26 protein-coding genes and 3 tRNA genes are annotated in these 26,329 nt (G+C 40.3%); 9 read left to right on the forward strand and 20 right to left on the reverse strand.

What is annotated here, in order from left to right; genetic code table 11:
* Positions 1-98: 98 nt before the first annotated feature.
* The 6 genes from V7O61_RS11495 to V7O61_RS11520 form a co-directional block, all read right to left on the reverse strand.
* Positions 99-186: transfer RNA gene (locus V7O61_RS11495), tRNA-Leu, on the reverse strand.
* 195 nt (positions 187-381) lie between these two features.
* Entirely contained in the window at positions 382-1,038 is a 657-nt protein-coding gene (locus V7O61_RS11500; protein ID WP_023845842.1) for a PEF-CTERM sorting domain-containing protein, read from the reverse strand.
* 151 nt (positions 1,039-1,189) lie between these two features.
* On the reverse strand, positions 1,190-2,095 hold the full coding sequence (argF, locus tag V7O61_RS11505) for an ornithine carbamoyltransferase (protein WP_023845841.1): 906 nt from the start codon (positions 2,093-2,095) through the stop codon (positions 1,190-1,192).
* A gap of 30 nt (positions 2,096-2,125) precedes the next feature.
* Positions 2,126-3,430, reverse strand: a complete 1,305-nt coding sequence (gene purD, locus V7O61_RS11510; RefSeq protein WP_407281714.1) for a phosphoribosylamine--glycine ligase — start codon at positions 3,428-3,430, stop codon at positions 2,126-2,128.
* Positions 3,431-3,622: 192 nt separating this feature from the next.
* Positions 3,623-4,156, reverse strand: a complete 534-nt coding sequence (gene pyrE / locus V7O61_RS11515) for an orotate phosphoribosyltransferase (protein WP_023845839.1) — start codon at positions 4,154-4,156, stop codon at positions 3,623-3,625.
* 76 nt (positions 4,157-4,232) lie between these two features.
* Positions 4,233-4,757 carry a CDP-2,3-bis-(O-geranylgeranyl)-sn-glycerol synthase gene (locus V7O61_RS11520; protein ID WP_407283398.1) on the reverse strand — a complete coding sequence of 175 codons (525 nt, stop codon included), beginning with the start codon at positions 4,755-4,757 and terminating at the stop codon, positions 4,233-4,235.
* A gap of 161 nt (positions 4,758-4,918) precedes the next feature.
* Here V7O61_RS11520 and V7O61_RS11525 point away from each other — a divergent pair, with 161 nt between their 5' ends.
* Together V7O61_RS11525 and ccsA are read left to right on the forward strand one after the other, a co-directional pair.
* Positions 4,919-5,977 carry a cytochrome c-type biogenesis CcmF C-terminal domain-containing protein gene (locus V7O61_RS11525; RefSeq protein ID WP_407281713.1) on the forward strand — a complete coding sequence of 353 codons (1,059 nt, stop codon included), beginning with the start codon at positions 4,919-4,921 and terminating at the stop codon, positions 5,975-5,977.
* A 4-nt stretch (positions 5,978-5,981) separates the two neighbouring features.
* On the forward strand, positions 5,982-7,043 hold the full coding sequence (gene ccsA, locus V7O61_RS11530) for a cytochrome c biogenesis protein CcsA (RefSeq protein ID WP_407281712.1): 1,062 nt from the start codon (positions 5,982-5,984) through the stop codon (positions 7,041-7,043).
* A 59-nt stretch (positions 7,044-7,102) separates the two neighbouring features.
* Here ccsA and V7O61_RS11535 read toward each other — a convergent pair whose 3' ends face one another.
* The 3 genes from V7O61_RS11535 to xseA are packed head-to-tail and all read right to left on the reverse strand — an operon-like array spanning position 7,103 to position 9,501.
* The gene (locus V7O61_RS11535; protein ID WP_407281711.1) at positions 7,103-7,882 is read right to left on the reverse strand and encodes a class I SAM-dependent methyltransferase; all 780 of its coding nucleotides are present in this window, start codon (positions 7,880-7,882) and stop codon (positions 7,103-7,105) included.
* Positions 7,883-7,909: 27 nt separating this feature from the next.
* Positions 7,910-8,215 (reverse strand): exodeoxyribonuclease VII small subunit, encoded by a 306-nt coding sequence (locus V7O61_RS11540; protein ID WP_407281710.1) that lies wholly within the window; start codon positions 8,213-8,215, stop codon positions 7,910-7,912.
* 47 nt (positions 8,216-8,262) lie between these two features.
* Entirely contained in the window at positions 8,263-9,501 is a 1,239-nt protein-coding gene (gene xseA / locus V7O61_RS11545; RefSeq protein ID WP_407281709.1) for an exodeoxyribonuclease VII large subunit, read from the reverse strand.
* Positions 9,502-9,743: 242 nt separating this feature from the next.
* Here xseA and V7O61_RS11550 point away from each other — a divergent pair, with 242 nt between their 5' ends.
* From V7O61_RS11550 to V7O61_RS11560, 3 genes are all read left to right on the forward strand, one after another.
* The gene (locus V7O61_RS11550) at positions 9,744-12,422 is read left to right on the forward strand and encodes an ATPase, T2SS/T4P/T4SS family (protein ID WP_407281708.1); all 2,679 of its coding nucleotides are present in this window, start codon (positions 9,744-9,746) and stop codon (positions 12,420-12,422) included.
* Positions 12,382-14,349: a hypothetical protein gene (locus tag V7O61_RS11555; RefSeq protein WP_407281707.1), complete on the forward strand. Its 1,968-nt coding sequence runs from the start codon at positions 12,382-12,384 to the stop codon at positions 14,347-14,349. Before V7O61_RS11550 ends, V7O61_RS11555 begins: the two co-directional genes overlap by 41 nt.
* Positions 14,350-14,428: 79 nt before the next feature.
* The gene (locus tag V7O61_RS11560; RefSeq protein WP_407281706.1) at positions 14,429-15,001 is read left to right on the forward strand and encodes a flavin reductase family protein; all 573 of its coding nucleotides are present in this window, start codon (positions 14,429-14,431) and stop codon (positions 14,999-15,001) included.
* Between the two features lie 34 nt (positions 15,002-15,035).
* On the opposite strand, the gene V7O61_RS11565 is transcribed toward V7O61_RS11560, so the two are convergent.
* The gene (locus V7O61_RS11565; RefSeq protein WP_407281705.1) at positions 15,036-15,221 is read right to left on the reverse strand and encodes a 4Fe-4S binding protein; all 186 of its coding nucleotides are present in this window, start codon (positions 15,219-15,221) and stop codon (positions 15,036-15,038) included.
* A gap of 85 nt (positions 15,222-15,306) precedes the next feature.
* Between V7O61_RS11565 and V7O61_RS11570 the strand changes: the two genes are divergently transcribed.
* From V7O61_RS11570 to uppS, 3 genes are all read left to right on the forward strand, one after another.
* Positions 15,307-16,359, forward strand: a complete 1,053-nt coding sequence (locus V7O61_RS11570; RefSeq protein ID WP_407281704.1) for a radical SAM protein — start codon at positions 15,307-15,309, stop codon at positions 16,357-16,359.
* Positions 16,360-16,466: 107 nt separating this feature from the next.
* Positions 16,467-16,790 (forward strand): DUF2551 domain-containing protein, encoded by a 324-nt coding sequence (locus tag V7O61_RS11575; protein ID WP_023845826.1) that lies wholly within the window; start codon positions 16,467-16,469, stop codon positions 16,788-16,790.
* Positions 16,791-16,878: 88 nt separating this feature from the next.
* A complete protein-coding gene (gene uppS, locus V7O61_RS11580) occupies positions 16,879-17,745 on the forward strand; it encodes a polyprenyl diphosphate synthase (RefSeq protein ID WP_048136107.1) in 867 nt (288 codons plus the stop codon).
* A gap of 151 nt (positions 17,746-17,896) precedes the next feature.
* On the opposite strand, the gene V7O61_RS11585 is transcribed toward uppS, so the two are convergent.
* The 6 genes from V7O61_RS11585 to V7O61_RS11610 form a co-directional block, all read right to left on the reverse strand.
* A tRNA-Leu gene (locus tag V7O61_RS11585) sits at positions 17,897-17,984 on the reverse strand.
* A 69-nt stretch (positions 17,985-18,053) separates the two neighbouring features.
* A tRNA-Leu gene (locus V7O61_RS11590) sits at positions 18,054-18,141 on the reverse strand.
* Between the two features lie 63 nt (positions 18,142-18,204).
* Positions 18,205-19,002 carry a DNA-directed RNA polymerase subunit D gene (locus V7O61_RS11595; RefSeq protein ID WP_023845824.1) on the reverse strand — a complete coding sequence of 266 codons (798 nt, stop codon included), beginning with the start codon at positions 19,000-19,002 and terminating at the stop codon, positions 18,205-18,207.
* A gap of 25 nt (positions 19,003-19,027) precedes the next feature.
* On the reverse strand, positions 19,028-19,411 hold the full coding sequence (locus V7O61_RS11600; protein ID WP_023845823.1) for a 30S ribosomal protein S11: 384 nt from the start codon (positions 19,409-19,411) through the stop codon (positions 19,028-19,030).
* A 4-nt stretch (positions 19,412-19,415) separates the two neighbouring features.
* Complete coding sequence (locus V7O61_RS11605; protein WP_023845822.1) at positions 19,416-19,976, reverse strand: 30S ribosomal protein S4; 561 nt, start codon at positions 19,974-19,976, stop codon at positions 19,416-19,418.
* Positions 19,977-19,989: 13 nt separating this feature from the next.
* On the reverse strand, positions 19,990-20,436 hold the full coding sequence (locus V7O61_RS11610) for a 30S ribosomal protein S13 (RefSeq protein WP_023845821.1): 447 nt from the start codon (positions 20,434-20,436) through the stop codon (positions 19,990-19,992).
* 421 nt (positions 20,437-20,857) lie between these two features.
* On the opposite strand from V7O61_RS11610, the gene V7O61_RS11615 reads away from it, so the two are divergent.
* Positions 20,858-21,385, forward strand: a complete 528-nt coding sequence (locus V7O61_RS11615; RefSeq protein WP_023845820.1) for a PEF-CTERM sorting domain-containing protein — start codon at positions 20,858-20,860, stop codon at positions 21,383-21,385.
* Positions 21,386-21,453: 68 nt separating this feature from the next.
* On the opposite strand, the gene V7O61_RS11620 is transcribed toward V7O61_RS11615, so the two are convergent.
* The 4 genes from V7O61_RS11620 to V7O61_RS11635 form a co-directional block, all read right to left on the reverse strand.
* Entirely contained in the window at positions 21,454-21,741 is a 288-nt protein-coding gene (locus V7O61_RS11620; protein ID WP_023845819.1) for a hypothetical protein, read from the reverse strand.
* Positions 21,742-21,995: 254 nt separating this feature from the next.
* A complete protein-coding gene (locus tag V7O61_RS11625) occupies positions 21,996-23,447 on the reverse strand; it encodes a PAS domain S-box protein (protein WP_407281703.1) in 1,452 nt (483 codons plus the stop codon).
* Between the two features lie 102 nt (positions 23,448-23,549).
* Positions 23,550-23,879 (reverse strand): hypothetical protein, encoded by a 330-nt coding sequence (locus V7O61_RS11630; RefSeq protein WP_407281702.1) that lies wholly within the window; start codon positions 23,877-23,879, stop codon positions 23,550-23,552.
* Positions 23,880-24,389: 510 nt separating this feature from the next.
* A complete protein-coding gene (locus tag V7O61_RS11635; RefSeq protein ID WP_023843742.1) occupies positions 24,390-25,598 on the reverse strand; it encodes an ISL3 family transposase in 1,209 nt (402 codons plus the stop codon).
* Positions 25,599-26,329 lie beyond the last annotated feature (731 nt).

Here is a 26,329-nt window from a genome sequence, read left to right on the forward strand (position 1 = left end):
TATATTATAGTGTTAAATGCAAAATAAATATAAAGTATTTACTAAAAAGCCGGGGATATCGGAAAAATATTACATTGAAACAATTAAATCAAAAATTCTGGTGCGGGAGATGCGATTCGAACGCATGAACTCCTACGAGACTAGGCTCTGAACCTAGCGCCTTTGGCCAGGCTGGGCAACTCCCGCAATGTGAATGGTGATTAAATGGATTTATTCTATATATTCTTTATCGATTTCGGGGTTCAGACCCTGAAAGCAAAAGATGGAATCTGCTACTGGCTGATCACATATAGACATATCGCTAGTAAGCAATGAGAAACAGAAGAAAAAAATAGATCAGACCGGTTATACCGGCCCATATTTGTTTACTGACTTTTCTGATTAGTCCTTACGGCGCTGGAACACAAATGCCAGACCGATAATTGCGGCAATAGGCAGTGCAACAGTTGGGAATTCAGGTATTTCTCCCTGGTCACAGCTTATTTCCATAGGAACGTAATCACATGCTGGTGAGCTCCATCCCCATCCTATAGGATACTTGCACTGTGCATTATCCGGTCCTGGATCATTGTCATCATCAATTACGACATTCATTGCCCATCTGAATGATTCACATTCAAAGACTGTCTTGTCAATCATTATAGTGAAAGTAGTTGCCTTTGTCAGATCTGCATTATTACCTGTAACAGACATTCCTGCAGGAAGGGCATTTGTTGCAGGACCCCATCCTCCTGAATATTCTTTATAAGCAGGTTGTGAATCATCGATTCCGCCTTCACCAGGCATTACACCAAGAATAAATACAGGAGCTGTCTGATCGGAAATTGCAAGTTGAACACCTGTTGCTGAACTTATTGGTGCAATTGAAGGATCAATCTCTACCATCCATTCAACATATGTCGTATATTCAGTTACTGTAACATCAAATTGTGCTTCAGTACATCCAAAATCTGTTTCGTCTAGTTCCACAGTCGTTGCCGCTGATGCCATTCCTACAAGAGATATAAGCACAGCTAATAGTGTTAATATTTTCTTCATATTGTAACCCCACACTTGTTTTTTTATAATACACGTTACGTGTGTGACAATACTATATAAGAGTGCCCCTTGTATATGATTATGAAAAATAATGAAAGCAGAGATAAATATAATTCAAAAAATATGATTAAAAATGAATGGACTGAAAATATCATGCCATCATTTTCATAAGAAGAGCTTTCTGGGCGTGCAGGCGGTTCTCTGCCTGGTCAAAGACAACTGAATGAGGACCGTCCATGACCTCTGCACTAATCTCTTCACCGCGGTGTGCAGGGAGACAGTGCATAACGATGACATCAGGTTTAGCCTGCTCTACCAGTTCAGTATTTATCTGGTATGGTGCAAGGTCTTTCAGGCGCTTCTCGCGCTCCTCCTCATCACCCATGGAAACCCACACATCAGCATAAAGGATATCTGCATCTTTTACAGCTTCAGACGGGTCATTGGTGATAGTAATATTTCCGCCAAGTTCCCTTGCAAGCTCAACAATGTCCTCATCCGGCTCATATCCGGGAGGACATGCAACCGCAACTTCCATATCCATAAGGGCACCGCCAATAATAGCAGAATTACAAACATTATTTCCGTCACCAACCCACGCATATTTCAGGCCGGCTATCTTACTCTTGTATTCGCGGATAGTGAGAAGGTCAGCAAGTATCTGGCATGGGTGTTCCTTATCAGAAAGTGCATTAATAACCGGAATTGAGGAATTTTCAGCAAGCTGTTTCACCGTCTCATGGCTATAGACCCTTGCAATAATAGCATAAAGGTATCTTGAAAGAACCTCGGAAGTATCGCCTACAGTCTCGCCTCTGCCAAGCTGCATATCTCTGGCGTTAAGATAGAGAGCATGCCCTCCAAGGTCACACATCGCAACCTCAAAAGACACACGGGTACGTGTAGATGACTTTTCGAAAATCATGCCGAGACTCTTATTCTTTAGCAGGTCTGTGACCTTACCTCTCAGGCGTTTTTCCTTAAGGTCCTCCGCCATATCGAGTAACTCATTGATCTCATCATGAGTCAGGTCTGCCATTGAAATCAGGTGCTTCATACTTAAACCCTCACTATATAACTAATAAAACTATTGCCCGCGTATTTCATTCATGTGGTCAATACGCCTCTGGATAAGGAACTGCTTACCAATATCATTCCTGTAATGAAGATCACCGGTAAGATTCTCCAGAGCATTCTGGGCTATCTCTTCTGCCTTTTCAATTGAATCAGCAACACCTACAACAGCAACAGCCCTTGAACCTGTGGTGTAAACCTTTCCATCCTTCTCGTAAACACTTGAATAGAAAAGAATTGCATCGCCAATGTCACCCACAGTTACTTCCCTGTCCTTTGTAGGATCATCAGGGTAACCTGCAGGAACAGCATACTTACATACTGTTGCCTTGCTGCTGAACTTCACTTCAATCTTATCAAGTGTACCGCTTGCCATTGCAGCCAGCACGTCAACATAATCTGACTCAAGCAGAGGCAGTACATTCATTGCCTCAGGGTCACCGAAACGTGCGTTGAACTCAATAACCTTCGGACCGTCTTTTGTAATCATGAACTGACCATAGAGTGTTCCCTTGTACTCCTGTCCGGTCTCCTTGTAGAGTGCCTTGATGGTATCTTTCATTATCTGCTTTGAGCTTTCAACATCTTCAGCAGTCAGGAACGGAAGAATTTCACCTGCGCCGTTGTAGGAACCCATACCACCGGTGTTTGGTCCGAGGTCATTCTCAAATGCTCTCTTATGATCCTGGACTGTTGGCATGAAAGCAAGGTTTTTTCCATCAACAAAAGCCTGAAGTGTGAACTCCTCACCAACGAGGTTCTCCTCAACAACAACGCTTCCCATATCAAGAAGACTTGCAGCATACTCTTTTGCAGCCTTTAGGTTCGGTAACTGGTCACCCATTACCTTGACACCCTTACCACCTGTAAGACCGGCAGGCTTGATAGCAACATTTCCAAGCTCATCGATGAAAGCATCCATTGCAGCCTTATCAGTGAAAACATCAAAAACAGGACAGCCTGCAATATTGTTGTTCCTCATAAAGTTGCGTGCCCAGGCCTTATCGAACTCAAGCTGTGCGACCTTCTGCTTAGGACTTGCAACGCTGATGCCTTCTGCTTCAAGGGCATCTGCAAGACCCACTGAAAGAGGTGCTTCCGGACCAACTACAACAAGTTCGATGTTCTTAGAAACAGCATACTCGACAACCTTCTCAACGTTAGTCTCCTTCTCAAGAAGATAATCTTCACAAAGAGCAGCAATGCCTGGGTTCTTTTTTGACATCACTGCATAGATGGACGGGTCTTGCCTGCTACGTTCAATCGCTGCCACGATAGCATGCTCTCTTCCGCCGCCACCAACTACTAGTATATTCATTTATGAAACCTCATTTATCAAAATTTATCAGAAAAATCATATCAGATTGTTAGATGTAGTACATCAGTATTCAATTAGATTCAGGATATTTTTGTTTGATTATAAGTAGGAATTAGAATACCAGAGAGTTCTAATTCCTGAAATAAATAACTTGTCTTTTATTCGGATGTTCAAATGAGAAAAATAGAAGTATCAGATGAGATCACTTGCCCTGACAAGAGGGACAAGTTTCACACCTATATCACTCAGGCTTTTCTCTGCCCCGGACTCACGGTCAACAACAGTGATTACACTGTCAACAACAGCCCCTGCTTCACGAATTGCCACAATAGCGTCCATTACAGAACCGCCACTGGTAGTTACATCTTCAAGAAGCAATATCTTTGACCCTTCCTGGAAATCACCAACAAAGCGTCCACCAGTACCATATTCTTTCTCAGACTTACGAATAAGAATCAGAGGAAGCTCAGTCTCCATTGAAACCGCTGTTGCAAGTGGAACGCCACCAAGCACAACACCGCCAACAGCATCGAGATTCATATCCTTAATGACCTTTCCTGCTTCCTTTGCTATAATTTTCAGGGTTTTAGGATCAGTGCTTGCCTTTTTAATATCAATATAATAGCTGCTCTTCTTTCCGGAAGCAAGTGTGAAGTCACCAAATTTGACTGCACCACATGCCTTTAATGCATCAATTAATGTACGTTTGCCATTCCCGTGAGACATAAAATCACCGATAATTGAATAATTCCTAATAATTACTAAATAGATTATTTGTTTGATAATTGTTAAACTCTGTTAATCACCAGGGCTCATTTTTTACCCCGATGAAATAACCAACAACGTTTGTCACAAAATGTAACAGAGGAGTTATGATGAGCAAAGTAAGGACAATGCCGGAAGTGAAATTACCCAAAAACCATGCAGGTGAAGCAATCAATGTCAGCAGCCATGCACCCATGACAAAATCAAGTTGGTCAACACCTGGAAGGGCGGCACCTCTCTTGTACCCCATCCTGCGTTTGAAGTAACTCATGGACATATCACCTAGAAGCGAGCCGAATGAAAGGGTGAATATCACAAGCAGCGCACCCATACCTTCCCCGAAGGATGGCAGTTCAACACCAAATATGCTGCTGCTTCTGCCAAGATAATACATCTGCAACAGGCCCAGTAACATTCCGCATATTGTACCTGCAATAAGACCGCGCCAGGTTTTCCCATCTCCAAGCATGCGACGTCCATCAGACATCGTTCTGCCACCATCTATAGGACGGCCACCACCAAAAACAGCAGCCATAGAATTTGGAAGGTAAGCAGGAAGCATCAGCCAGACAGCAGTGATGATTATCTCTATCAAATAACAAACCTCTTTGAAAACTCTTTTTTGCAATTTCCGTTTGCAATACCTTTGTTTAATATATCAAAGTACAACGGATAAAATAGCTCTAACTATAAATACGTTGTACACATAAAATTTCCCGCAAGATGAAAAACAAAATACCAAACCTGACAAACAGTAATACCATGCTTGCGACTGTTGTCACTTTTCTCTTACTGGCAACTATCATCACAATGGGGATGCTAACCCCACTTATCGCGAAGCTCGTAAACGGCGTGGACCTGAGCCTTGAGTCTGCATATTTTAACAACCGGTCTGCAATTCCTGTTGCTGCACTGGTACTGCTTCTGAGCACTTGCATGCTCACAGGTTATGCAGATAAAAAATACGTGATTCCGGTAGTAGCGGGTTCAGCATTGCTTTCAATTATTTTTGCAGTGATATCACCATTTGGAAATACTCCTATCGATATTTCCCTGCCAATACTGATAGTAGCCCTGCTGGCAACCTTTTATCGCATATATAATATGATAATGAGCAGAAAGAATGCTGCAACTAAAGAAATGATCAGGAAAATCAGCGCACATGTAATTCACATTGGGATACTGATGATCCTGCTTGGAATAGTCCTCAGTTCCAATATGAAAATGGAAGGTTCTGCAATCCTAAGTTCAGATTCCAATGAAATCATAAGCTTTGGTGGACAACACTACCAACTTAAGATGAACAGCATGAACTCATACTACAGCGGAGAAGCTTTCAGGAGCTATCCTGCATCATCTTACACTACTGAGGTTATTTTTGATATTTACAAGGATGGCAGTTATTTTAAGAGTGGTAAAGTGAACTATATCACCGATTTCAAATGGGGACAGACATACACAACCACTTACATAAACCGTGGCCTCACTGAGGAACTTTTCATCGCTCCAAGAGCTATTGATGAATCTGCCGGTGAAATTGACCTTTACATGAGAACTGTCCCATTCATTAACTGTCTCTGGGGAGGCATCTACCTTATGGTAATAGGCATTGCTGTCCTTCTGTTTACTGATCGTGGAAACAAAGAAAAAATGAGTCATTCCATCAGCACCGCATCAGAAAAAATTCGTCCTGATACCGCAGACAATGAAGACAAATACGACCACATGCTTCAGCAGGAAATAAAGAAGCGTAAAACAAAAAGAATGAAGGACAAGAGGTGATGATTTGAATTTTGGAATGATACTTATATGGATATCCTTCATCTGCGGACTTGGAGCTACATTTACTTCAATAAAATATTATACAAGCTTTGACCACAAATCAGGATTACTGACAAAGAAGCTTGAAATGCTCTGCACGCTTGCTATCACGCTCTCATCAATTATGCTAGTTATACACCTGCTTGGTGTGAATGCATCCTACGAATACGTGTATAATCATTCAAGTACCGATCTTTCATGGTTCTACCGCATTTCAGCATTCTGGGCAGGCCAGCAGGGCTCCCTTCTGCTCTGGGCATGGGCAATTCTTGCAATGCTTATGTTTGTGCGTTACACCGGCCACACAAAGGAGTTTGCAGAATCAAAACTAATGGACATTACCACAATGGTAACAATGGCAATTGTATCTGTATTCCTGATACTGCTTGTAATAGACAATCCATTTTCAGCTTTCAGGATTCTGCCCTCAGGTTCCATAGAACCAACTAACTGGAATCCTTTTGTCACACTCTACGATGTACCATACGGCCAGGGAATGAATCCTCTCCTGAGAAACCCATGGATGGCTATCCATCCTCCAATGCTTTTCCTGGGCTATGCAGCATTCACCATTCCTTTTGCAGCTGCTGTTGCTAACTTAATCACAAAAGACAGCCGCTGGACCTTAATCTCAAGAGACTGGATGAGAATTGCATGGCTTTTCCTTACACTTGGAATAGGTCTTGGAGGTTTCTGGGCATACGAAGTTCTCGGATGGGGAGCATGGTACTGGACATGGGATCCTGTAGAAACATCTTCACTAATACCATGGATAACTGCCACAGCATATCTTCACGCACAATCACGTTCAAGATATGGAGAATACGGATTCCTGGCACCATTGCTTGCTATTGCATCTTTCATACTTGTTATATTTGCAACCTTTGTCACAAGAAGTGGTATATGGGCCTCTGTGCACTCATGGCAGGATTTCACAACAGAGGGACTCATCATAGCAATTTTCCTTGTGATTCTCACCGGAAGCAGCGTTATACTTCTTGGTAAGAGATATCTGGAAGAAAACTGAAATTGGAAAATAGAACACAAAACAGAAATTCAGACAATTGCTTTAAAGCATTTGCCATTTTACTTTTTTACCGCATATACATTCAGACGGCGGAAATACTCAAAATACGTCCCATCTTCCTGCACAGCAATCTTCTTTGCTTCTCTGACAACATGGCCCCTGAAAAGTGCAGCCCTATCCTCCGGTAGATGGGAGATAAATGGAACAAGTCCTGGCTGGTCTATCCATCCAACATAGGATTCTTCATCCGGAAAATTGCGATCAGCGTTCTCCATCCAGACACGAATATCCTCAAAACCTGATTCTGCAAGCAAATGTTCGTATTCTTCCACACCGGGCATATACCAGGGCCACTTGAATAAACTGAAATCATCTTTGAATTCTGGAGAAGACATTGCATCCTGAAGAATTGAAGCAAGGTTCAGACAATTACCTTCACCGGCAAACTGTACTCTCATGATAGCACTATTTTTCATTGACTGGTATATGTGTCCCAGAGCCAGAGAATGATCTTTCACCCAGTGAAGAGCAGCATTTGAGAACACAACATCGAACTCATTTTCAAATCCCAAATCAGTAATATCGCACAGTAAAAACTCCAGGTTGCCAGTTTTGTGTTTCTCTGCCTGTTCAAGCATGGAAGAAGAACTGTCAATGCCAATTACTTTTCCATTTGGAACCTTTTCTGCAAGTTTAGAGCTGAGAAGACCATTGCCACAACCAAGATCAAGGATATGCTCTCCGCCTTTCAGGCCAAGCTCATTCATTACTTTGCTGCCCCACTCTTGCTGTGGTGCCGAGAACTTCTCGTACTTCTCACCATCAAATCCTTTTTTCACAGAAAGCCTCCGTTATCCGGAATGGATTTATTCTTCAATAAAAGTTTCAGTCTTCAGATTACCATTTTCTTCTATCAGAATCTCAATCTTCCTTTCAGCCTTTGAAAGCTTCTGGTTGCATATCCTGGCAAGTTTCATGCCACGCTCAAATAGCCCCAGACTCTCATCCAGAGTCATTTGCCCTCGTTCAAGTTTCTCAACCAGAGATTCTAGTTCTTCAAGAGACTCCTCAAAGCCCACATTTTCTGAATCTGCCGAATTACTCATAAGATCACTCATCTGGCGTTTTCCAACATCTGTGTTTTCTTCAGAACTTTTTCTAGTTCTTGCCATAAACTTCAGCTCCTAATCCTTCCTGTTCCTTCAGGTTTCTTATAATTTCAGCCATTACCATTTCTGTTAGCGCCATTGCCATTATTTCCCTTCTCTGACCTAGTACCCATTACTTTGCACTCAAGAGTACCATCCATTAGTCTTACATCGACCGAATCATCAGTCTTCACATCACCAACACTTCTGATCACAGCATGATTCTCACTTTTCAAAGCAATACTGTAACCACGTTCAAGAGTGTTCAGAGGACTTACTGCATTCAGCCTGCCTGCAAGTCCGCTAAGTGAAGCATGCCTGGATTCCATTGCTCTTCCAAAAGCCATCTCTATGCGGGAACTTAGTTCATCAACCCTCTGCATATCCCGTCTCAGGATCTCCACAAATCTTTCCGGCTCTATACGCGAATAAAGATATCCAACATGATGCCGCTTATCAGCAATAAGATGTATTGCAGCCTGCTGCATACGTAATATCATAGATTCTACGTGTTTATTCAGGCCAGTCTTTTCAGGAACTGCAATTTCGGCTGCTGCTGATGGCGTTGGGGCCCGTACATCTGCCACAAAATCTGATATTGTATAATCCGTTTCATGACCCACAGCCGATATTACTGGAATCCCGGATTCAAATATAGCCCTTGCAACTACCTCTTCATTAAAAGACCACAGGTCTTCCAGAGAACCACCACCCCTCCCCAGGATAATCATATCTACATCAGTCCGGTTTAGATATTCAAGAGCTTTTACAATGCTCTCTGCGGAATTTTCACCCTGCACTATCGCCGGACTTAGCAGGATATCCACAGGGAACCTGCGCCTTAGTACGTGAAGTATATCATGGATTGCTGCCCCGGTGGGTGACGTAATTACACCAATCTTTGAAGGATACTGAGGAATCTTCTTCTTGTGCACCACATCGAACAAACCTTCTTCCTGTAACCTGTTCCTGAGCTGTTCGTATGCCTTGTAAAGCTCACCGATTCCATCAGGACGCATATCAAGAACCCTGAGCTGATACTGGCCACGGACAGTGTAAACGTCAACAGTTCCGAATACAAGGACTTTCATCGAAGACTCAGGTTCGAATTTAAGTGTCCTGTTGGTCATCCTGAAACTTACGCAGCTTATCTGTGCGTTTCCATCCTTCAGAGTGAAATAATGATGACCGGAGCTATGTTTAGTAAGGTTCGATATTTCACCGCGAACCCACACTTGAGATAGTTGTGGATCGCTTGTAAGAACCTTTTTTATGTGCTCATTTAGCTGTGATACGGTGTATATACCCATGCAGACCTCCGGTCTTTAAAGATAATATGATTCGGGAGTATAAAACCCAGTGGGAAGTAATGTGAAAGTATTGTATTAACGCTTGTTGCTGAAAATCTTATTCCAATACCCGGTGATATCAAACCCTTCTAAAAGTCATCTAAAAAATAAGTTCATAAATAAGTAAATACTTAAAATTTAATTTAGAAAACTTTTAATATATTCGTTTTTCATTTGAAAAAACTTCATGGGTGGTGAAAAACGTGGTACTAAAAAAAAGAAAAACTACCTGCATAGCGAATAGTGACTTAAATAATAGTTCTGACATGATAGAAGATAGCACAGATTATCCGCAAATGCAAATGGTCTTACCTGAAGAAGAGATGATACTTGCAGGCATAGTTCCGGCAAAAGACCTTGAAAAAAGAAAGACCAACGACATGATTAGCAAATTAACTTCCAGATTTAATTTGCTGACAGGAAAAAAATCGGAAAAAGATGAACTCTGCCCTTACAGGTTGAAAGTTTCCAGAAGCAGCAGAAACATCACAATTGATTGTAGTGAATGTGAACATGAATCCAGCCTGCAAAACGAACATTGCAGAATGAATATTTTTCAGATACTTAGAAAAGAGCCTGCTGTTGAAAGACTTACACTTGCAAATCTATACGAAAGAGATTATGAAAGCGGAGCCCTGGATGCAATTTATCTCATGGCAGGCTTGCAGGATAAGCTGATACCATATAGAAATTCCAGGTTCACAACTGAAAGCTGTGACAATTCCAGTCTCTGCAAAAAAGAACACACAATGATTATGGATTCAATAATCTCAACTGCAGGAACTGATCCATTAAAAACATGTTATACAATTGAAAAGCTAGCAGAATACAGCGAATCAAAAGACAGTTGCTTTGATATTCGGAATGAATGTTCACTCTGCAGACAGAGATTTCTCAGCACTTTGCTGGAAATGAAAGCAATATCCGAAAGGATTACCTGTAATGCAGGAACAGTATCTGAAAAATCCATAAATCTCCACACGATAACAGACAGAACTGGTGACGAAGGTTATGCTATCGATTATGAAAGCCATCTGCGTTCCTATGTCAGACCTCCCTTTTCAACATCCAGAATATACACCGAACCACCGGACAATACATTATTTCTTGAATGTTACGACATTTGCTACCAGGATGAAAGAAACCTGCCGGTTAATATATACCAGCTGACAGACCGTCCGGAAAAAATGTACATAATAAATCCGGTTGAGTATTCACTTGAAGAGAAGGAACTGAAACTGATAGAAAGAATCAGGAAAAAGATGATTTCTCACCGGCCTGCAGATCTCCAGTTTGCAGACTCTGGTAGTTCAAGGGAGTATTTCCACAGGCTTAGTAAGCAGTTCCTACTCGATGAGAAAGATGCCGAGGAAATAATATCCGACCCTGCAAAGATTAAACTCTGCTGTGATCTTCTTACAAAGTACACAACTGGACTTGGCATCCTTGAGGATTTGCTATCAGACGAGCGTGTTACAGACGTCTATGTAAACGCACCGGCAGACCAGAATCCCGTTCATGTAGTTCTTGACGGAGAAGAATGTATTTCCAACATTTACCTGTCACAGGATGATATGGAATCCATGGTTTCGAGACTGCGGTCGATAAGTGGAAGACCCTTTGGTGAAGCTACCCCGGTTCTTGAGATGTTCCTGAGGGAATACGGTGTTAGAGTATCGGTTATTGGTGATCCCCTCAGTGCAAAAGGTATAGCCTATGCTTTCAGGAAGCATGCAAAAGACCCGTGGACGTTGCCAAAACTAATAAACAAGGGTTCAATTTCACCACTTGCAGCAGGTCTTCTGAGTTTTATTATGGACGGACAGGCATCTGTGCTGGTGGCTGGCGGCGTAGGAGCCGGAAAGACATCACTTATGTGCGCATTGCTTCTGGAAATGCCGCAGAAGTACCGCATGATAACGATAGAGGATACACCAGAGATACCCATTGAAGAGCTTCAGGAAATGGGATGGAAGGTACAGGGACTTAATTCCCAGTCTGCCATCATGAAATACGGAGTTGAAATCGAGCCTTCCGTTGCATTGCGCGCTTCCCTTAGACTTGGCAGTTCATCACTTGTTATGGGAGAAGTAAGAGGACCTGAAGTTGCGGTGCTGTACGAAGCCATGCAGGTTGGTGCAGCCGGAAACTCAGTTATTGGCACAATTCATGGCTCATCCACAGATGCAGTTTATGAGAGGATAGTTAATACTCTGGAAGTGCCGCCTGCCTCATTCAAAGCTACTGATGCAGTAATAGTCTGTGCGAATACAAGAATGTCAGGCAGTATGACAATGAAAAGGAGGCTTATGCAAATTGCAGAGGTCAACGATAAATGGGATGATAATTCAGGAAAAGTTTTCTCTGACATACTCAGTTATGATGCTTCAACGGACAAGCTTTTGCCATCGGATCTCATGGACAGAGGACAGTCTGTACTCATTGGAAAAATAGCAGATAAATGGGGCATATCCATGGATGAAGCTGCCCTCAATATTCGCATGAGAGCCATGATTAAAGGAAAGATTGCAGAATCAGGATTGGAGCAACCCCATCTACTTGAAGCAAGGAATGTTGCGATAGCTAACAACATGTTCTGGATGCTAATGGACAGGGAAGTTGCTGAACCTGATGGTATCAACTATCAGAGAGTCTATGACAGATGGTTTGAATGGTTTTCTTCTTTTTCAGGAAAAAAAGATGAGACAAAAGAAAAACCAGGGGGCAGTGATACAGATGACACAGGCAGTATGAAATGGGAAGATAGCAAGACTCAGGATAAATTAACTGCACTTTCTTTTGATGAGCTTATTCTTGATGGATCGTGTGACCTGATCACAAATGAAGATTACTTCACAGAAGGTGGTCAGACTGTACAGTGAAAACTGGTACTATCATGGATGTAAGTTCACATCTGCAAACTTTAACTGGCTGCTAAAAGACCTGGAAACATTCCGGCAAAAAGCCGACAATGCAACCAGTGAAGAATATCGTAATGCAATGATCTACACAGGAATGGGACTTGAACCCTATGAAACCGTACTCTTTTCCTATATTGCGGCTGCCTGCACACTTGTAAGCATATTGATATTTGATTATTTTCTGTTCAGGATGACAAGCTTTGAAAGCTCAACCCTTCAGGCTGTAATAGTGTTGAGCCTTCTGTTCCCTCTGGCTATTCTTCTTTATACAAGCGAATATATCAAACTACATGCAAAATGGATGAAAGTCAGCTCACTGGGAGATATGCCGGAGATAGTGAGCTATCTTGTAATGTCTATGAAACTTGTGCCCAATATGGAAGTAGCCATTCGATTTGCCGCAGAAAATTCCGGTAGACCGCTTGCAAAAGACCTGAAGAAAATGATATGGAACCTGCATGTGAGGGAATATCGTGGAATTGATGATGCAATACTTGAATTTTCAAATCTCTGGGGCAAGGATAGTGAATTTTTCAAAAGGGCACTACACCTCATTAAAAGCTCAACCAGCGAACCTGACGAAGCTCAGAGGATAATAACACTGAACAGATCACTTGACCTGGTGCTTGAAAGTACGAAAAATCTCATGGACAGCTTCGCATCCAAACTTAAAACACCTACTTATGTGCTTTATTCAGTATTCATCCTTATACCTCTTGCACTTGTGGCACTCATGCCAGCCATTACGGTGGTGGGCATCAGGTTTGGACTCGGAACACTTGTGATCGTTTACGACATTATACTCCCGCTTTTCACGTTTGCCTATGCAGAATACATACTTATGCAACGTCCGGCTGCATTCATTCCACAGAATATTCCTGACGTACATCCAGGTCTTGCGGGCATCAGAAAGAGAAAGCAGGAAGCATTAATCACATCTCTGGTAATAGGTTCTGTTATCTCTTCACTTGGATACATGCTAATTCTTAAAGGAAATCCCTGGAATATTGTTTCCACTGATACACTCGAAGGAATAGTCCCACCTACGCTCTTTATCATATGGGGAATTGTCTTTGCAGTAGCAATTTACCTGAACATCAGTTATGCCCCATATAAAAAAATAAGGGATGAAATATGCAAGATGGAAAACGAATTTTCAGATGCTCTTTTTATTCTTGGGAGGAGGATATCAGAAGGCAGATCCGCAGAAGATGCATTCATACACACTGCAAGTACCATGGACGGATCAGATATTACACCGGCGTTTGAAAGAATATCGCTGAATCTTATGAATATGAGAACAGATGTCTACTCTGCAATATTCGATGAGGATTTCGGAGCTTTCAAAAACATTTATTCTGAAAGGATAAAGACCACAATGAAACTGCTTGTGGAAAGTACTCATAAAAGCCATGAGATAGCAGGTGTTGCAATTGTAAAACTTGCAGACCACCTTAAAGAGCTTCAGGATGTGGAACTCAATATCAAACAATCATTGTATGATATGACCTCCACAATGCGCTCCACAGCAGCAGTATTTGCACCGCTTATTGCAGGTGTCACCATCGCACTCTCTGAAGTCATAGCAAAGATCCTTCAGAACATATCAGAAAGCATCCAGAGGCTTCCCGAGAATTCACTTCCCGGACCTGCACAGATTTCACCGGAAAATCTTAACCAGTCCATACCATCTGATCTTTTCATGTTTGCAATTGGCATATATATCATATTAATAACTGTGATATTGATACGATTCTCCGGAACCATAGAGTATGGCGGGGACAGGGCACAATTAAGGTATGAAATTGGGCAGATACTTCCTGTGACAATAATAGTTTTTACAGTATCGACCATTTTTTCAAGAATTATTTTCAGAGGAATGATCTAGTGCAAAGAAGCAGGAATACCGCAGCTCAGCTGCCGTAAGATTAAAGCTTCTTCAACACTATTTTTATAGAGGTGTTCTTATGAAAAAATCAATCGGAGCAAAGACATTAGCATACCCTACCCCTGCATGGCTGGTAGGAACCTATGACATGTTTGGAAATGCAAACGCTATGACTGCAGCCTGGGCAGGAATATGCTGCTCGGATCCTCCATGTATAAGCGTATCACTGCGAAAGGCAACATACAGTTACGCCAATATAATGGAAAAGGAAGCTTTTACCATTAGCATTCCATCCGAGGACTATGTCAAAGAGACAGATTATTTTGGAATTGCAAGTGGAAGGGATGAGGACAAGCTTGAAAAAATGGGACTTACACCAATTAAAAGTGAAGTGGTGTATGCACCATTTGTAGAAGAATTTCCTGTTATACTTGAATGCAAACTGGTTCAAAGCTTCGAACTTGGACTTCATACTCAGTTTGTTGGTGAGATAATGGATGTTAAAGCAGATGAATCTGTACTTGATGAAAAAGGTAATCCGGATATCAGAAAAATCAGACCAATTATCTATTCACCGGAGAGAAGTTACTACGGACTTGGTGATTTCCTTGGCAAGGCATTTTCTATTGGTATGGAAGCAGATAAAAAATAGATTCAACTCTTACAAAGGTTCTGGAACATGGAATTTATTCCATGTAGACCAGTGCCTTATTAGGGCATATTTTCACGCATTTCATACAAAGGTCGCATTTTTGATGATCAACATTGACAAAACCGTTGATCCTGTAAAGAGCCCCATTAGGACAAACATTCTCACATTTACCGCATTTGCGGCAACCTATTGAGACAATAAAACCATCTCGTTCTTCCATCTGGAAATACTAACGTGTAAATATTAGATAGTATTAACCCTGAAGTAAAATAGCCTTAAATACCTGCAGGTTATAGAATGCTCTGATGAGCAAGGTCATACAGGGAGAAGCTGGTTCTTTCTATTCATTTCTTTCAGAAGGTTGTAAGCTCTGCCAGCAGGGAGCAAAAATGGTTCTTTTCATTACAGGGATATGCCCAAAGGATTGTTTTTACTGCCCGATATCTGAAGAAAGACGCACAGATCTGACCTTTGCTAACGAAAGAAAGGTTCTTTCAGACACGGATGTTGTAGATGAAGCTTTACAGATGGATGCACTGGGAACAGGAATTACAGGAGGAGAGCCACTTCTTAGAAAAGAAAAGGTTGTTCACTATATAAGACTCCTGAAAAGTAGTTTTGGACAGCAGCACCATGTTCATATGTACACATCCATGGCACCTGACTATGATACATTAAAAGAACTGGCAGATTCAGGCCTGAACGAGATTAGGTTTCATCCACCGGTTAAATCATGGAAGGAACTTGAAAAAACAGGTTATGCAAGTTCCATCAAAAATGCCAGAGAATTAGAAATGGAAGTAGGCATTGAGATTCCATCTATTGATGGTGTAGAACATGTAGGACAGTTTGCAAACAGTATGAAGTGTTTCCTGAACCTAAATGAACTCGAATTTTCAGAAACTAATTCAGATGCCATGATTAAACGGGGATATTCTCTTATAGATGACATATCAAATGCAGTAGCTGGTTCTGAGATGTTTGCCCAGGAAGTGGCAAAAGATTGTGAAAAGATGCATTTCTGCTCATCAAGCTATAAGGACGCAGTACAGCTTCGTAAAAGACTCATACGGATTGCGGAGAATACAGCAAGGCTTTTTGATGAAATTGGTGAGGATGGAACTGTTTATTACGGACATATAGAATGCACGGAAAGTGACCTGGAAGCTGTTTCTGAAAAGCTGAAACAGATTAAAGTTCCTGCGGATATGATGGAAATAAAATCCAAGGGAATAGATCTTGCCTGGTGGATTCTTGAGGACATTGCAGAATATATTAGGCTGACTGGTAGAAAATTGTACATAATAGAAAGATATCCTTTTGAAGAAGGACTAATTGTTGAGAAAATACCCTTGTGAAAGGCCAAAATATATATGTGAGAATGATATAGATGGTACAATTTTCATATACAATGCAGGTTTTAAAGCTATTGCAAATAAATAGTTTTATAAGATAAAATAACATATTGAAGAAAGAGGTGTTTGTACTGGAAACGATTGAAGAGCGGGTAAGAGAAAGGCTTATAAAATATCTTAGTCGCGATGATACAGGTATACGTAAAGTAGTACTGAAACTGTTCCTAAATGGTGATAAATTTACTACAGGGGACGTGTACGAGCATCTTCATGATACGGATTTTGATGTGAGTTACAGAGGCGTCTCAGCAATGGTAGGCCTCATGAACACAAGGCTTGGAATCCTGAGCATTGATGTTACCGGTGATCACAATATTTACCTGCTTAAGGAAGATTACAGAGATATTGTCAGGAACGTGCTTGACAATTATTAATTCCATCTTCTTTTTTGTTTAATTAGTCTTAAATAGAAGTCAAGTCCATAAGAGAATTGTTTTTACCTAACATGCGGGAGTGTCAAGTATACTAAAAAGCATACCCGGAATAGTTTACAAAGGATATGAACGTCTGCTCACACAGGAAGTGAAGAGCGAGAGAGTTCCCCGGCATGTAGCTATTATAATGGATGGAAACCGAAGATATGCACGAAAACTTGGACAGATAACTTCCTATGGACACGCCAGAGGAGCAGACGTAACTGAAAATGTTATGGAATGGGCTTGCAACCTTGGCATAGAATATCTTACAATCTATGCTTTTTCTACAGAGAATTTCAACAGGAATAATGATGAAAAGGATAAGCTTTTTGACCTTATAAGATTGAAATTTGATGAAATAGTAGTTGATGAAAGAACGCATGAAAGAAAAATGCGTGTTCACGCTATCGGTGATATTGAGAAATTACCAGAGCCACTTAAAGATTCAATTAAGAATGTAGAACTTTTAACGTCAGAATATGATAATTTTGTACTCAACGTTGCTATCGCATATGGTGGCAGACAGGAAATCGTCCAGGCTGTTAAAGAAATAGCCAGCAAGGTTGAATCTGGTAGTATAGAACCTGATGACATAAACGAAGATACGATATCCAGTCATCTATACCCTTCGGGAAATTCTGCTCTGCCGGATGTGGATCTTATAATACGTACCGGAGGAGATGAAAGAGTTTCCAATTTCCTTCCCTGGCAAGCCAATGGAAATGAATGTGCTGCTTACTTCTGTGCACCATTCTGGCCGGAGTTCCGCAAGATTGATTTTCTACGTTCTATCCGCGTATACCAGGCCCGTATGAGAGAAAAAAAACAGCATACAACCATACGTGCAGCACATTTCCTCAAAGCTCTTGGAAAGGCTGAAATTGAGGAAGTAAGGCACCATTCAAAAGATTAAATTAGACGTAAAGATTGAAAACATCAATCCCTGATTATTTCTTAATTAAAATCCTGTATGAAGCAATTTTGAATATCAGTTAACACATAACATAGTCTAGAGAATTATATAATTATATTATTATACAAAATGATATTTTAGAAAAGATATTTGGTGCGGGAGGTGTGATTCGAACACACGAACTCCTACGAGACTAGGCCCTCAACCTAGCGCCTTTGGCCTGGCTGGGCAACCCCCGCACAAGATATGCAGTTTAATTGATATTTGCAGGAAACTTATTACCGACATAAAGTCATCTTTAAGATGTTTGGTGCGGGAGGTGTGATTCGAACACACGAACTCCTACGAGACTAGGCCCTCAACCTAGCGCCTTTGGCCTGGCTGGGCAACCCCCGCATCAAGTCGGATTTCCTACGATTTAATATAAATTATTAGGAGAGTAAATCTCCTAAAACCGTGTCAGAGGGACTCTAAAATCTCTCCTAACCGGCTGGCTTTCTCCTTAATAGTTGTTCCTGCATTTATAATTAACTGTTGAACCGTGTATGAACCATCAGATTCCATCGTGAAAATAAAAGAATTTTCATCTTCAGACACAGTTATTGCATTAATCTCACAGACAGATGCACAGAGTTTGCAGAGAATACATTTAAGGATATCGTCACCGGATATTTCTGCACCGTTCGAACCAATGTGAATGATGTTTTTAGGACACTCTTTCACACATGCACCACATTCATCACAGTTTTCAAACGTGACTATAGGCATATTCTTGTAGCCGCATGCCACACCAGCCTGCCATTTTGCATGTTTGTGGCCATAGTTCATGTGAGCAATAGCCTCAAGCACAACCTTCTGGCCTTCCTTCAAATCAATGATAGGAACATTCTGGTCAGCTGCCTGCACTCTTTCATCAGAAGAAATGAGATCTCCTGAATATACCATCCTCGGACCCTCAGCACTGAGTGTAAGAGAAACCTTACATGCAGGACATTCGGCGCCGCCACAGGTGCACTCATCTACTGGTACGAACTCCTCAATGTCTGTCGTCAAAGGTATAAGGCCAAGCCTTAACGCTAACTGCTCGTCAAAGAGGACTGATGTGTTATTATAAATGTTCACATCATCTATAGCAAGAGTAGGTACGTCAGAGAGCGCTGCTCTTCTGACACCATTAGCAAATGCTGCACTTGCATTGGATAATATAAACTTTGCAGACCTCTCTGACAGTTCAAGTATGTCTACTTCCATTGTCATGAGTTCATATCCGTTAATATATTATTTATGCTCTTCTACCGCCTTTTGGACGTGTACCATCATGTGGTACAGGTGTTACATCCTGTATCCTTCCGATCTTGATACCTGCCCTGGCAAATGCCCTGATTGCAGCCTGAGCTCCAGGACCTGGGCTTCTCTGTTTGTTTCCACCTGGTGCACGCACCTTGATGTGAACTCCCTCAATTCCCTTGTCCTTAAGAGTATCTGCAAGCTGACTTGCCATCTGCATAGCTGTATAAGGTGAACTTTCATCACGTGCTGCCTTTACAACCATTCCACCAGATGATTTGGCGATGGTCTCTGCACCTGTGATATCAGTTACAGTAATAATTGTGTTGTTGAATGAGCATTTTATGTGTGCTACACCCCAGATTCCGTTTGTTGCCATAGTATTACTCCTCCTTTCCTGCTACTGATGTAGCAATCTGTGCAGGTCTTTCTGCGTGTGACTCGTTTGTCAGAGGCGAGTTACCATAGTAATCAATCTGCATCTCTTCTTCTTTGGAGATAAGTATTCCTGGAACAGTTGCTTTCTGCCCATTGATAGCAATGTGACCGTGTGTGATAAACTGTCTTGCCTGTTTTGGAGTTCTTGCAAGTCCAAGTCTGTAAACCTGAGTCTGCAACCTGCGCTCAAGAATTGATTCGGTCTGAAGTGCAAGAATGTCATCAATATTTGCATCAGATGGGAGAACTGAGAACCTTATGAGTCTTGCAAGGATCTGATCTGATTCAGTCTTAAGGTGACCGGAAAGTTCAGTTTCAGCGGATTCTGCAAGAATTCTACGGGCATCTGCTCTGTATCTTCTGAGAATACTGACTGCTTTCCAGAGTTCCTTCTTATTACGGAGACCGTACTTCTTGAGGAGTTCTACTTCAGTGGCCATCCTGGCAGCTTGCCATGGGTGTTTTGGAGTATCGTAACTCTTTCTTTTTTTACCTGGATATCCCATAAAATCACCTTATTTATTTCTTCTTGCTTACGCCAATGGTTGAGCCACGCCTTCCTGTGGACTTTGTTCTCTGACCTCTGACCTTAAGACCTCTCTCGTGCCTGAGACCACGGTAAGCTCTGACCTTCTTGAGGTTGTTCAGGTCTTCCCTGAGGGTCATAATGATGTCCTGACCAAGAAGATGTTTGTCATCTCCGGTTAATGGGTCTTCACATCTGTTAAGCATCCAGGTTGGAATGTTCTTCTCGAAATTAGCAATAGCATCATCGAGCTTTGCAACATCCTCATCGGAAAGGTAACCGATTGTTTCTTTTGGGTCAATACCCGTACTGTCAACTATAATTCGTGATGTTCTGAGTCCAATACCACGAATACCTGTCAGCGCGTACATTACAGGCTGACTACCCTGAAGGTCAGTATTCATAATACGGACTAAGTGTCTTATTTCTTCATCTGCCATTAGTTGTTCCTCCTTAGGGACGCATGCGTCCTGTAGCCTCGAAACACAGTTTCGACACACTCCGACATTACGGAGCAGGCAATTCTAAAGATTAATAGAATAACTTGCCTGTTTATACCATTGTTCTTATTTAACAGTATTCATGCCATTAAGAATAGTGAAACAGGTGAGAATGCACTACTAGTTAATAACATAAATACCTTCCTGTAAATAAAAAATTCAATTAATTCCCCATTTAAAGCTTATTAGAGAATGCATAAAAATATAACAGTCTTCGAATATTAGATCTGAAATGCATGGCATCAGTACTGGATCAAAATACAGAGCATGATTACATATAAATACATAAAATAAGTAATTATAATATGGGAAACTTTCCCGAAAAACGGGAAAATCCGTACAATGTACGGGGGGGTAAATAATGAAGAAATTAATTATGTGTTTAGTAGTACTGTTAGCCATGGCAGGGACTGCAACAGCTTATCAGGCAATATTGTATGATGCTGATGGAAATGCAGTTGCATCAAATCCTATATACATGGAACCAGGAGATTCCGTAGTACTTAGTTATTATGCATCATCCATACTCAGTTCAGAATATAATGAATTTTTCGAATATACAGTAGAAGAGATAAGCGTCAGAGCAGGGTCGCCAGCTGAAGCGGTTCCCGGTGACATAACAATTGATTTCAATACTGCATATAACCCAGATGGATTCATCCCAGGTGGAAGCGAATACATGGATGATGGAGTAATAATAGTTACAATGGATGCAGATGCACCTGTTGGAGCACGCTATTATATAGAGATTGGTGCTGGTGGAGGAGTAGTAGAATTCCAAACAGCTTCAAGAACTATAGAAGCTATTCCTGAATTCCCAACAATTGCACTTCCTGTAGCAGCAATAATTGGACTGGCTTTCTTTATCCAGCGCCGCAAGCAAGAGTAAGCACTGGCTTACTCATAATTATTTTTTATCTAATTAGCTACAAAAGGCCATCTTGTTGCTGTGCTAATTTATCTTTTGGATAATACACTACTTAAATCGAGTTCGAGACCTTTCAGCAATTCCTTTGCCACATGATCAGCAATTTTTTTGTTTAAGCTTTCAGATGGATGTACCTGATCCAGAATTTTGTTGCACACCGGACAATCTATGCACTCAGCAAGCGCCATGCTGTCATCAACTATGTTACAGAATGCTACGCTTATTTCATTCTCACATTCAGGACATGTAACAATAGTAGTGCCATCATCATTTACATCCAGATTTTCTTTTATGTGGAATATATTAACATCAGACATAGTCATTACCTATTTTGCCTACAATATATAATCCAATACTATTGTATTCAACACTTAATGTAAAAATGAAGAGTTCTCATTACATAAATTTAGAAAAGAATGTGGCGCCGAGAGGGGGAGTTCTCCACTCAGTTTGAAGCCTAACTTTTCACCGCACTATTATAATATAGGACATTTGAGATATGAAGTTTTTGATGTAGCAAGTTGAGTAGATAATGCTAATTGTAATGCCGCAGGTATAAATAATAGCTTTTTCATTCGGGATGAACAGGAATAGTAAACTTGAATGTACTTCCTTTCCCCACTTCGCTTTCCAGGAATATTTTCCCAGAATGCATCTCTACAAAGTGTTTAACTATTGCAAGCCCAAGCCCGGTCCCTTCATAGACACGATTGATATTAGAGCTAACTTGTCTAAAGGAATCAAATATCGTCTTTTGTTCATCGTTGGGAATACCAATACCTGTATCAGATACCGACACCTGTATGCTATCGTCAATTAGTTCAGAGTTAACCCATACTTTGCCATTTTCAGATGTAAATTTTACCGCGTTGCCGAGAAGATTATACATGATTTGTTTGATCTTCATCCTGTCAGCAAAAATATAATCATTCGCGAGCTCATTCACAATTTCGATGTTGATGTTTTTTCTAGATGCTATCGGAACCATCTGAGTGAGAACCTCATCGAATACTTCAGTTAGAGAAAAAGACTCGCATTCGAGTTCCATTTTTTCCGCTTCTATTTTTGATATATCGAGAAGATTATTAATGAGCTCTAGAAGATGCTTGCCGCTGGAATTTATATGCTTGGCATGCCTAAGCTGTTTCTCTGTTAGATCACCAAACACTTCGTAAATCAACGTTTCAGAAAAACCAATTATTGCATTAAGAGGTGTCCGTAATTCATGACTCATATTTGCAAGGAATTGTGACTTTGCCTTGTTAGCAGATTCAGCTTCCAGTTTAGCATTCAACAGTTCTTTTTCTTCTAGTTTGCGTTTTGTTATATCCCTGCATACACAAAAAGTCATTTTCTGTCCATTAAAGATAACTGTATTTGAACTGATGTCAACATGATAGAGAGTACCATCCTTGCGACGATGTACTGTCTCGAGTTGATAACCTTCCTCATTGGACTCACGATGCATACGTTCCAGCACATCGCGTTTAAAGTGCACGTCCCAGTCCCATACATATAGAGAAAGAATTTCCTTTGGTGAATAACCAAGCATGTTGGAAAACGTTTTATTGGCTTCGTTAACTTTTCCATCTTCATCCAGAATAACGATGCCATCTCTTGATTCTTCTATAAAAATACGTTTCCTTATATCATCTTCAGCGCATTTAAGCTCGATTTTTTTACGTTCAGTTACATTTCTGACAACAGCTAAAATTGCTGGATTATTCTTAAATTTAATTGGACGAAGATTAAGTTCGATTGTCTCCAATGAACTGTCTTTACAAGTACATGGGATTTCAAAGACTCCCCCTCCAGTTGCCACTTTAGTAGTTATTTGCTCGTGTAACTCCCCTTTGAATTCCATGGGAATTATGTCCAGCACATTCATTTGAAGCAGTTCTTCTTTGGAATAACCTAAATCATCACAAGTAACCTGATTTAACTCTAAGAAGTCACCTTCTAAATTAGTTATGACAATTCCATCACTTACGGAATCAAATATAACCTCATAAATATTCTTCAAGGATTTTCTCCTGCTACATATTGTGATTTTAGCAATGATATACCGATATTGAATACATAATATATTAATTAAGCTGCAACATTATAAAGAGCAAAAGATGAGTTATACAAAATACAAATGTTGCTTGTCCGGACAATACATATCCATTTCAATTTTCAGCCTCTGAATGATATCGCAACAGTGCTTGGCCAGAATGCCAAACTTGTCTTTGAGTATCCTGCACAGCTCGACCGTGGAGATACCATTGTAAAGATGAGCCCTCAGGACCACCAATACTTCATGCGCAAGCTCTTCCTCAGTTACTGTATCAGTTACATCGACATCGGACAACGTGAAAATTGAACGATGTTTTTTAATTTCTTCGACCACGCGCAACCGAAGGTTATGATAACTACCCTCTCCGCATATAGGACACTGTGTTTTTACATACATTGAGAAATCACCCGTTTTCACAATTACTTATTCTAAAGAAATTAAAGTGTTTATTCTTTGCGACTCAAAAAACTAATAATAATTTTTCATTTACAACAATACTTTTATAATGTTGCCAATGTAACATGTCCTCAATGAGATTCCGTGCAGATTCTCAGCTGGTTAAGAATTTGATAGTGTTGATTGCAATTTATGCATCACTAATAGTGTTAATTACATTGTATTCAATGCTCGTAAAGACAAGATGAACACAATAAGGGAACAGACAATATGAAATGATATAATGCAATACAAAAATGTCATCATATATTAACATAGAATAAGATTTATATGCTAAAATGTAGTCATTTGTTTTGCTAGTTGGGAGGACATAGACCAGACTATAGTTCGGTCACACATTGATTAGAATTAGTCATTGGCCATCATCAACCTTCCAACACCGGTGTTATTGGTCGTTTTAACCATCATCTGACCAATAACACCTGCTCGAATTTATTTTTTAGGTTCTCTTTAACATCGTGTGGGTAAACGAAGTTTACCCGCCATCAAGAATATCATTGTATTCCTACACTTCTCAGTCTTCAATCCATATGATCTCTTAAAAGCAGTTTTAATTTTGTTGTTCAATCCTTCAACAACACCGTTGCTGATACCTTGTTTGATTGATTCCAATATCCCATGAGAATTTCTTTTAATCATCTTGGCCAATGTGATAATTTCCTTGATGTTGCTATGTGTTCCCCAATAATGCCATTTGTCAAGATATTCCCTCGCTACCTCTATATTTTTTATATCCCACAGACGTTGAAGTCCAAGCTTAAATCTGTAAGCTTTTGCTGTTTTAGTATCCAAATCTTTGATTGATCGAATCTTAGCTATTTCCCGATCCGATAGATTTTCAGGATTTTTCAACCACATGAATCTCGTTTTACCCAGATCTTTATTTGTTTGATACTCCTTTCTTCGAACCTTATCAATTGCATCATTCATCATTTTGACAATATGGAACTTATCGTAAACGATCTTAGCATTTGGGAAATATTCCCTTGCTCCACCCCTAAAAGCAGGATACATGTCCATTGAAATATACTTGATATTATCAGGGTCTATTTTTCTGGAAAGAACTTCCCTGAAGTTCTTGAAAACACTTCTTTTCTTTCCATTTTCAATATGAATTACTCTTGATTGATTTAGATCATAGAACAAGGTCACATAGCTGTGACCTTTTTTGACAGATATTTCATCTACTCCAATAGTATCTAACTCAGAGAGATCCATCTTTGCTCTGGCTTCTTCAACATAATGAGCTAGAATTATCCATACAGAATTTTCATGAATATTGATCAATTCAGCAATTGAAGAAACACTCATTTCTTTGGACATTGCAACGATTAGTGCTTCGAAAAATAATGTAAATCCAGTATTTTGTCTTGTCCATGGAACTTCTACAAGTTTTACATCATCTCCATCACACTTTGTTCGGGGAACTCGTGCATGAATGTATGTTTCATGATGGAAGAAATCAAGGTGTCTCCATACTTTTTCTTTGGTATCATGGAGATCACACAGTTTGTTGCAAACTGGGCAAGGGAACTTCGTTCCCTTGGTAAAATCTAGATAAATATCCATTCTTTTCTTAGAAACATTAAGATCAATGTCTTTCACATACCATGGAGGGGTTATTCCCAGAGCCATTTGAATCAAGAGTTTATCGTCCATCCAATATGGATTGGATGAACAGAATATTAAATTACCCACTCAATCTTGAGGAGATCCATTTTTTATTAATCATACTAAGAGACATCAGTCCTCTCGTATTATATGAGTAGCCTTTTTTTATTATTAAACATATAAATATTATATTATATAAAGTTAAATTTGCACAGAGGGAATGATGCAAATCTGAATGTGCTTCCTATAATAGTCTGACAAGGTGCCCGATCAACTTCCCCGACATGTGCCTTGTCAAGCTATTCCACCCAGTGGCCACCCTCAACAATTAACATATTTTTAGAGAAGAGTTTGTGGGAGAGACATTATTGACTAAAATAAGATGGGGTGTGGGAGTGGGTGTCGTCAATAATGCCATCAGTTACAGATAAACAGTAATCAATTAACGCACGGCATTAATTAATATCAATGTGTTTATACTCAACCAGTAACATTCCCAAAATAATTACATAACCATTAATATATAAGTCTTGCTATTTTAGATTGTATATTAGCTTAAAGATAACATACTTTTAAAGATAACAGTGTTAACTAACATATATATACATAAGAACAATATACATTGTACAAAATATTAAATAGTGTTTTATAGAAGCTGCTAGCATAATATAATATGATGCCAATTGGGAGTGTTGGCAAAACATAACCTACGAGGCAAATTAGATGATGGGGTTTGCTTTTTGTCTGGTAGGAAGCGGTGCCTGATACCTGACTCATAA

Source organism: Methanolobus sp. WCC1, from assembly GCF_045690315.1.
In the GTDB taxonomy this organism is placed as follows: Archaea; Halobacteriota; Methanosarcinia; order Methanosarcinales; family Methanosarcinaceae; genus Methanolobus; species Methanolobus tindarius.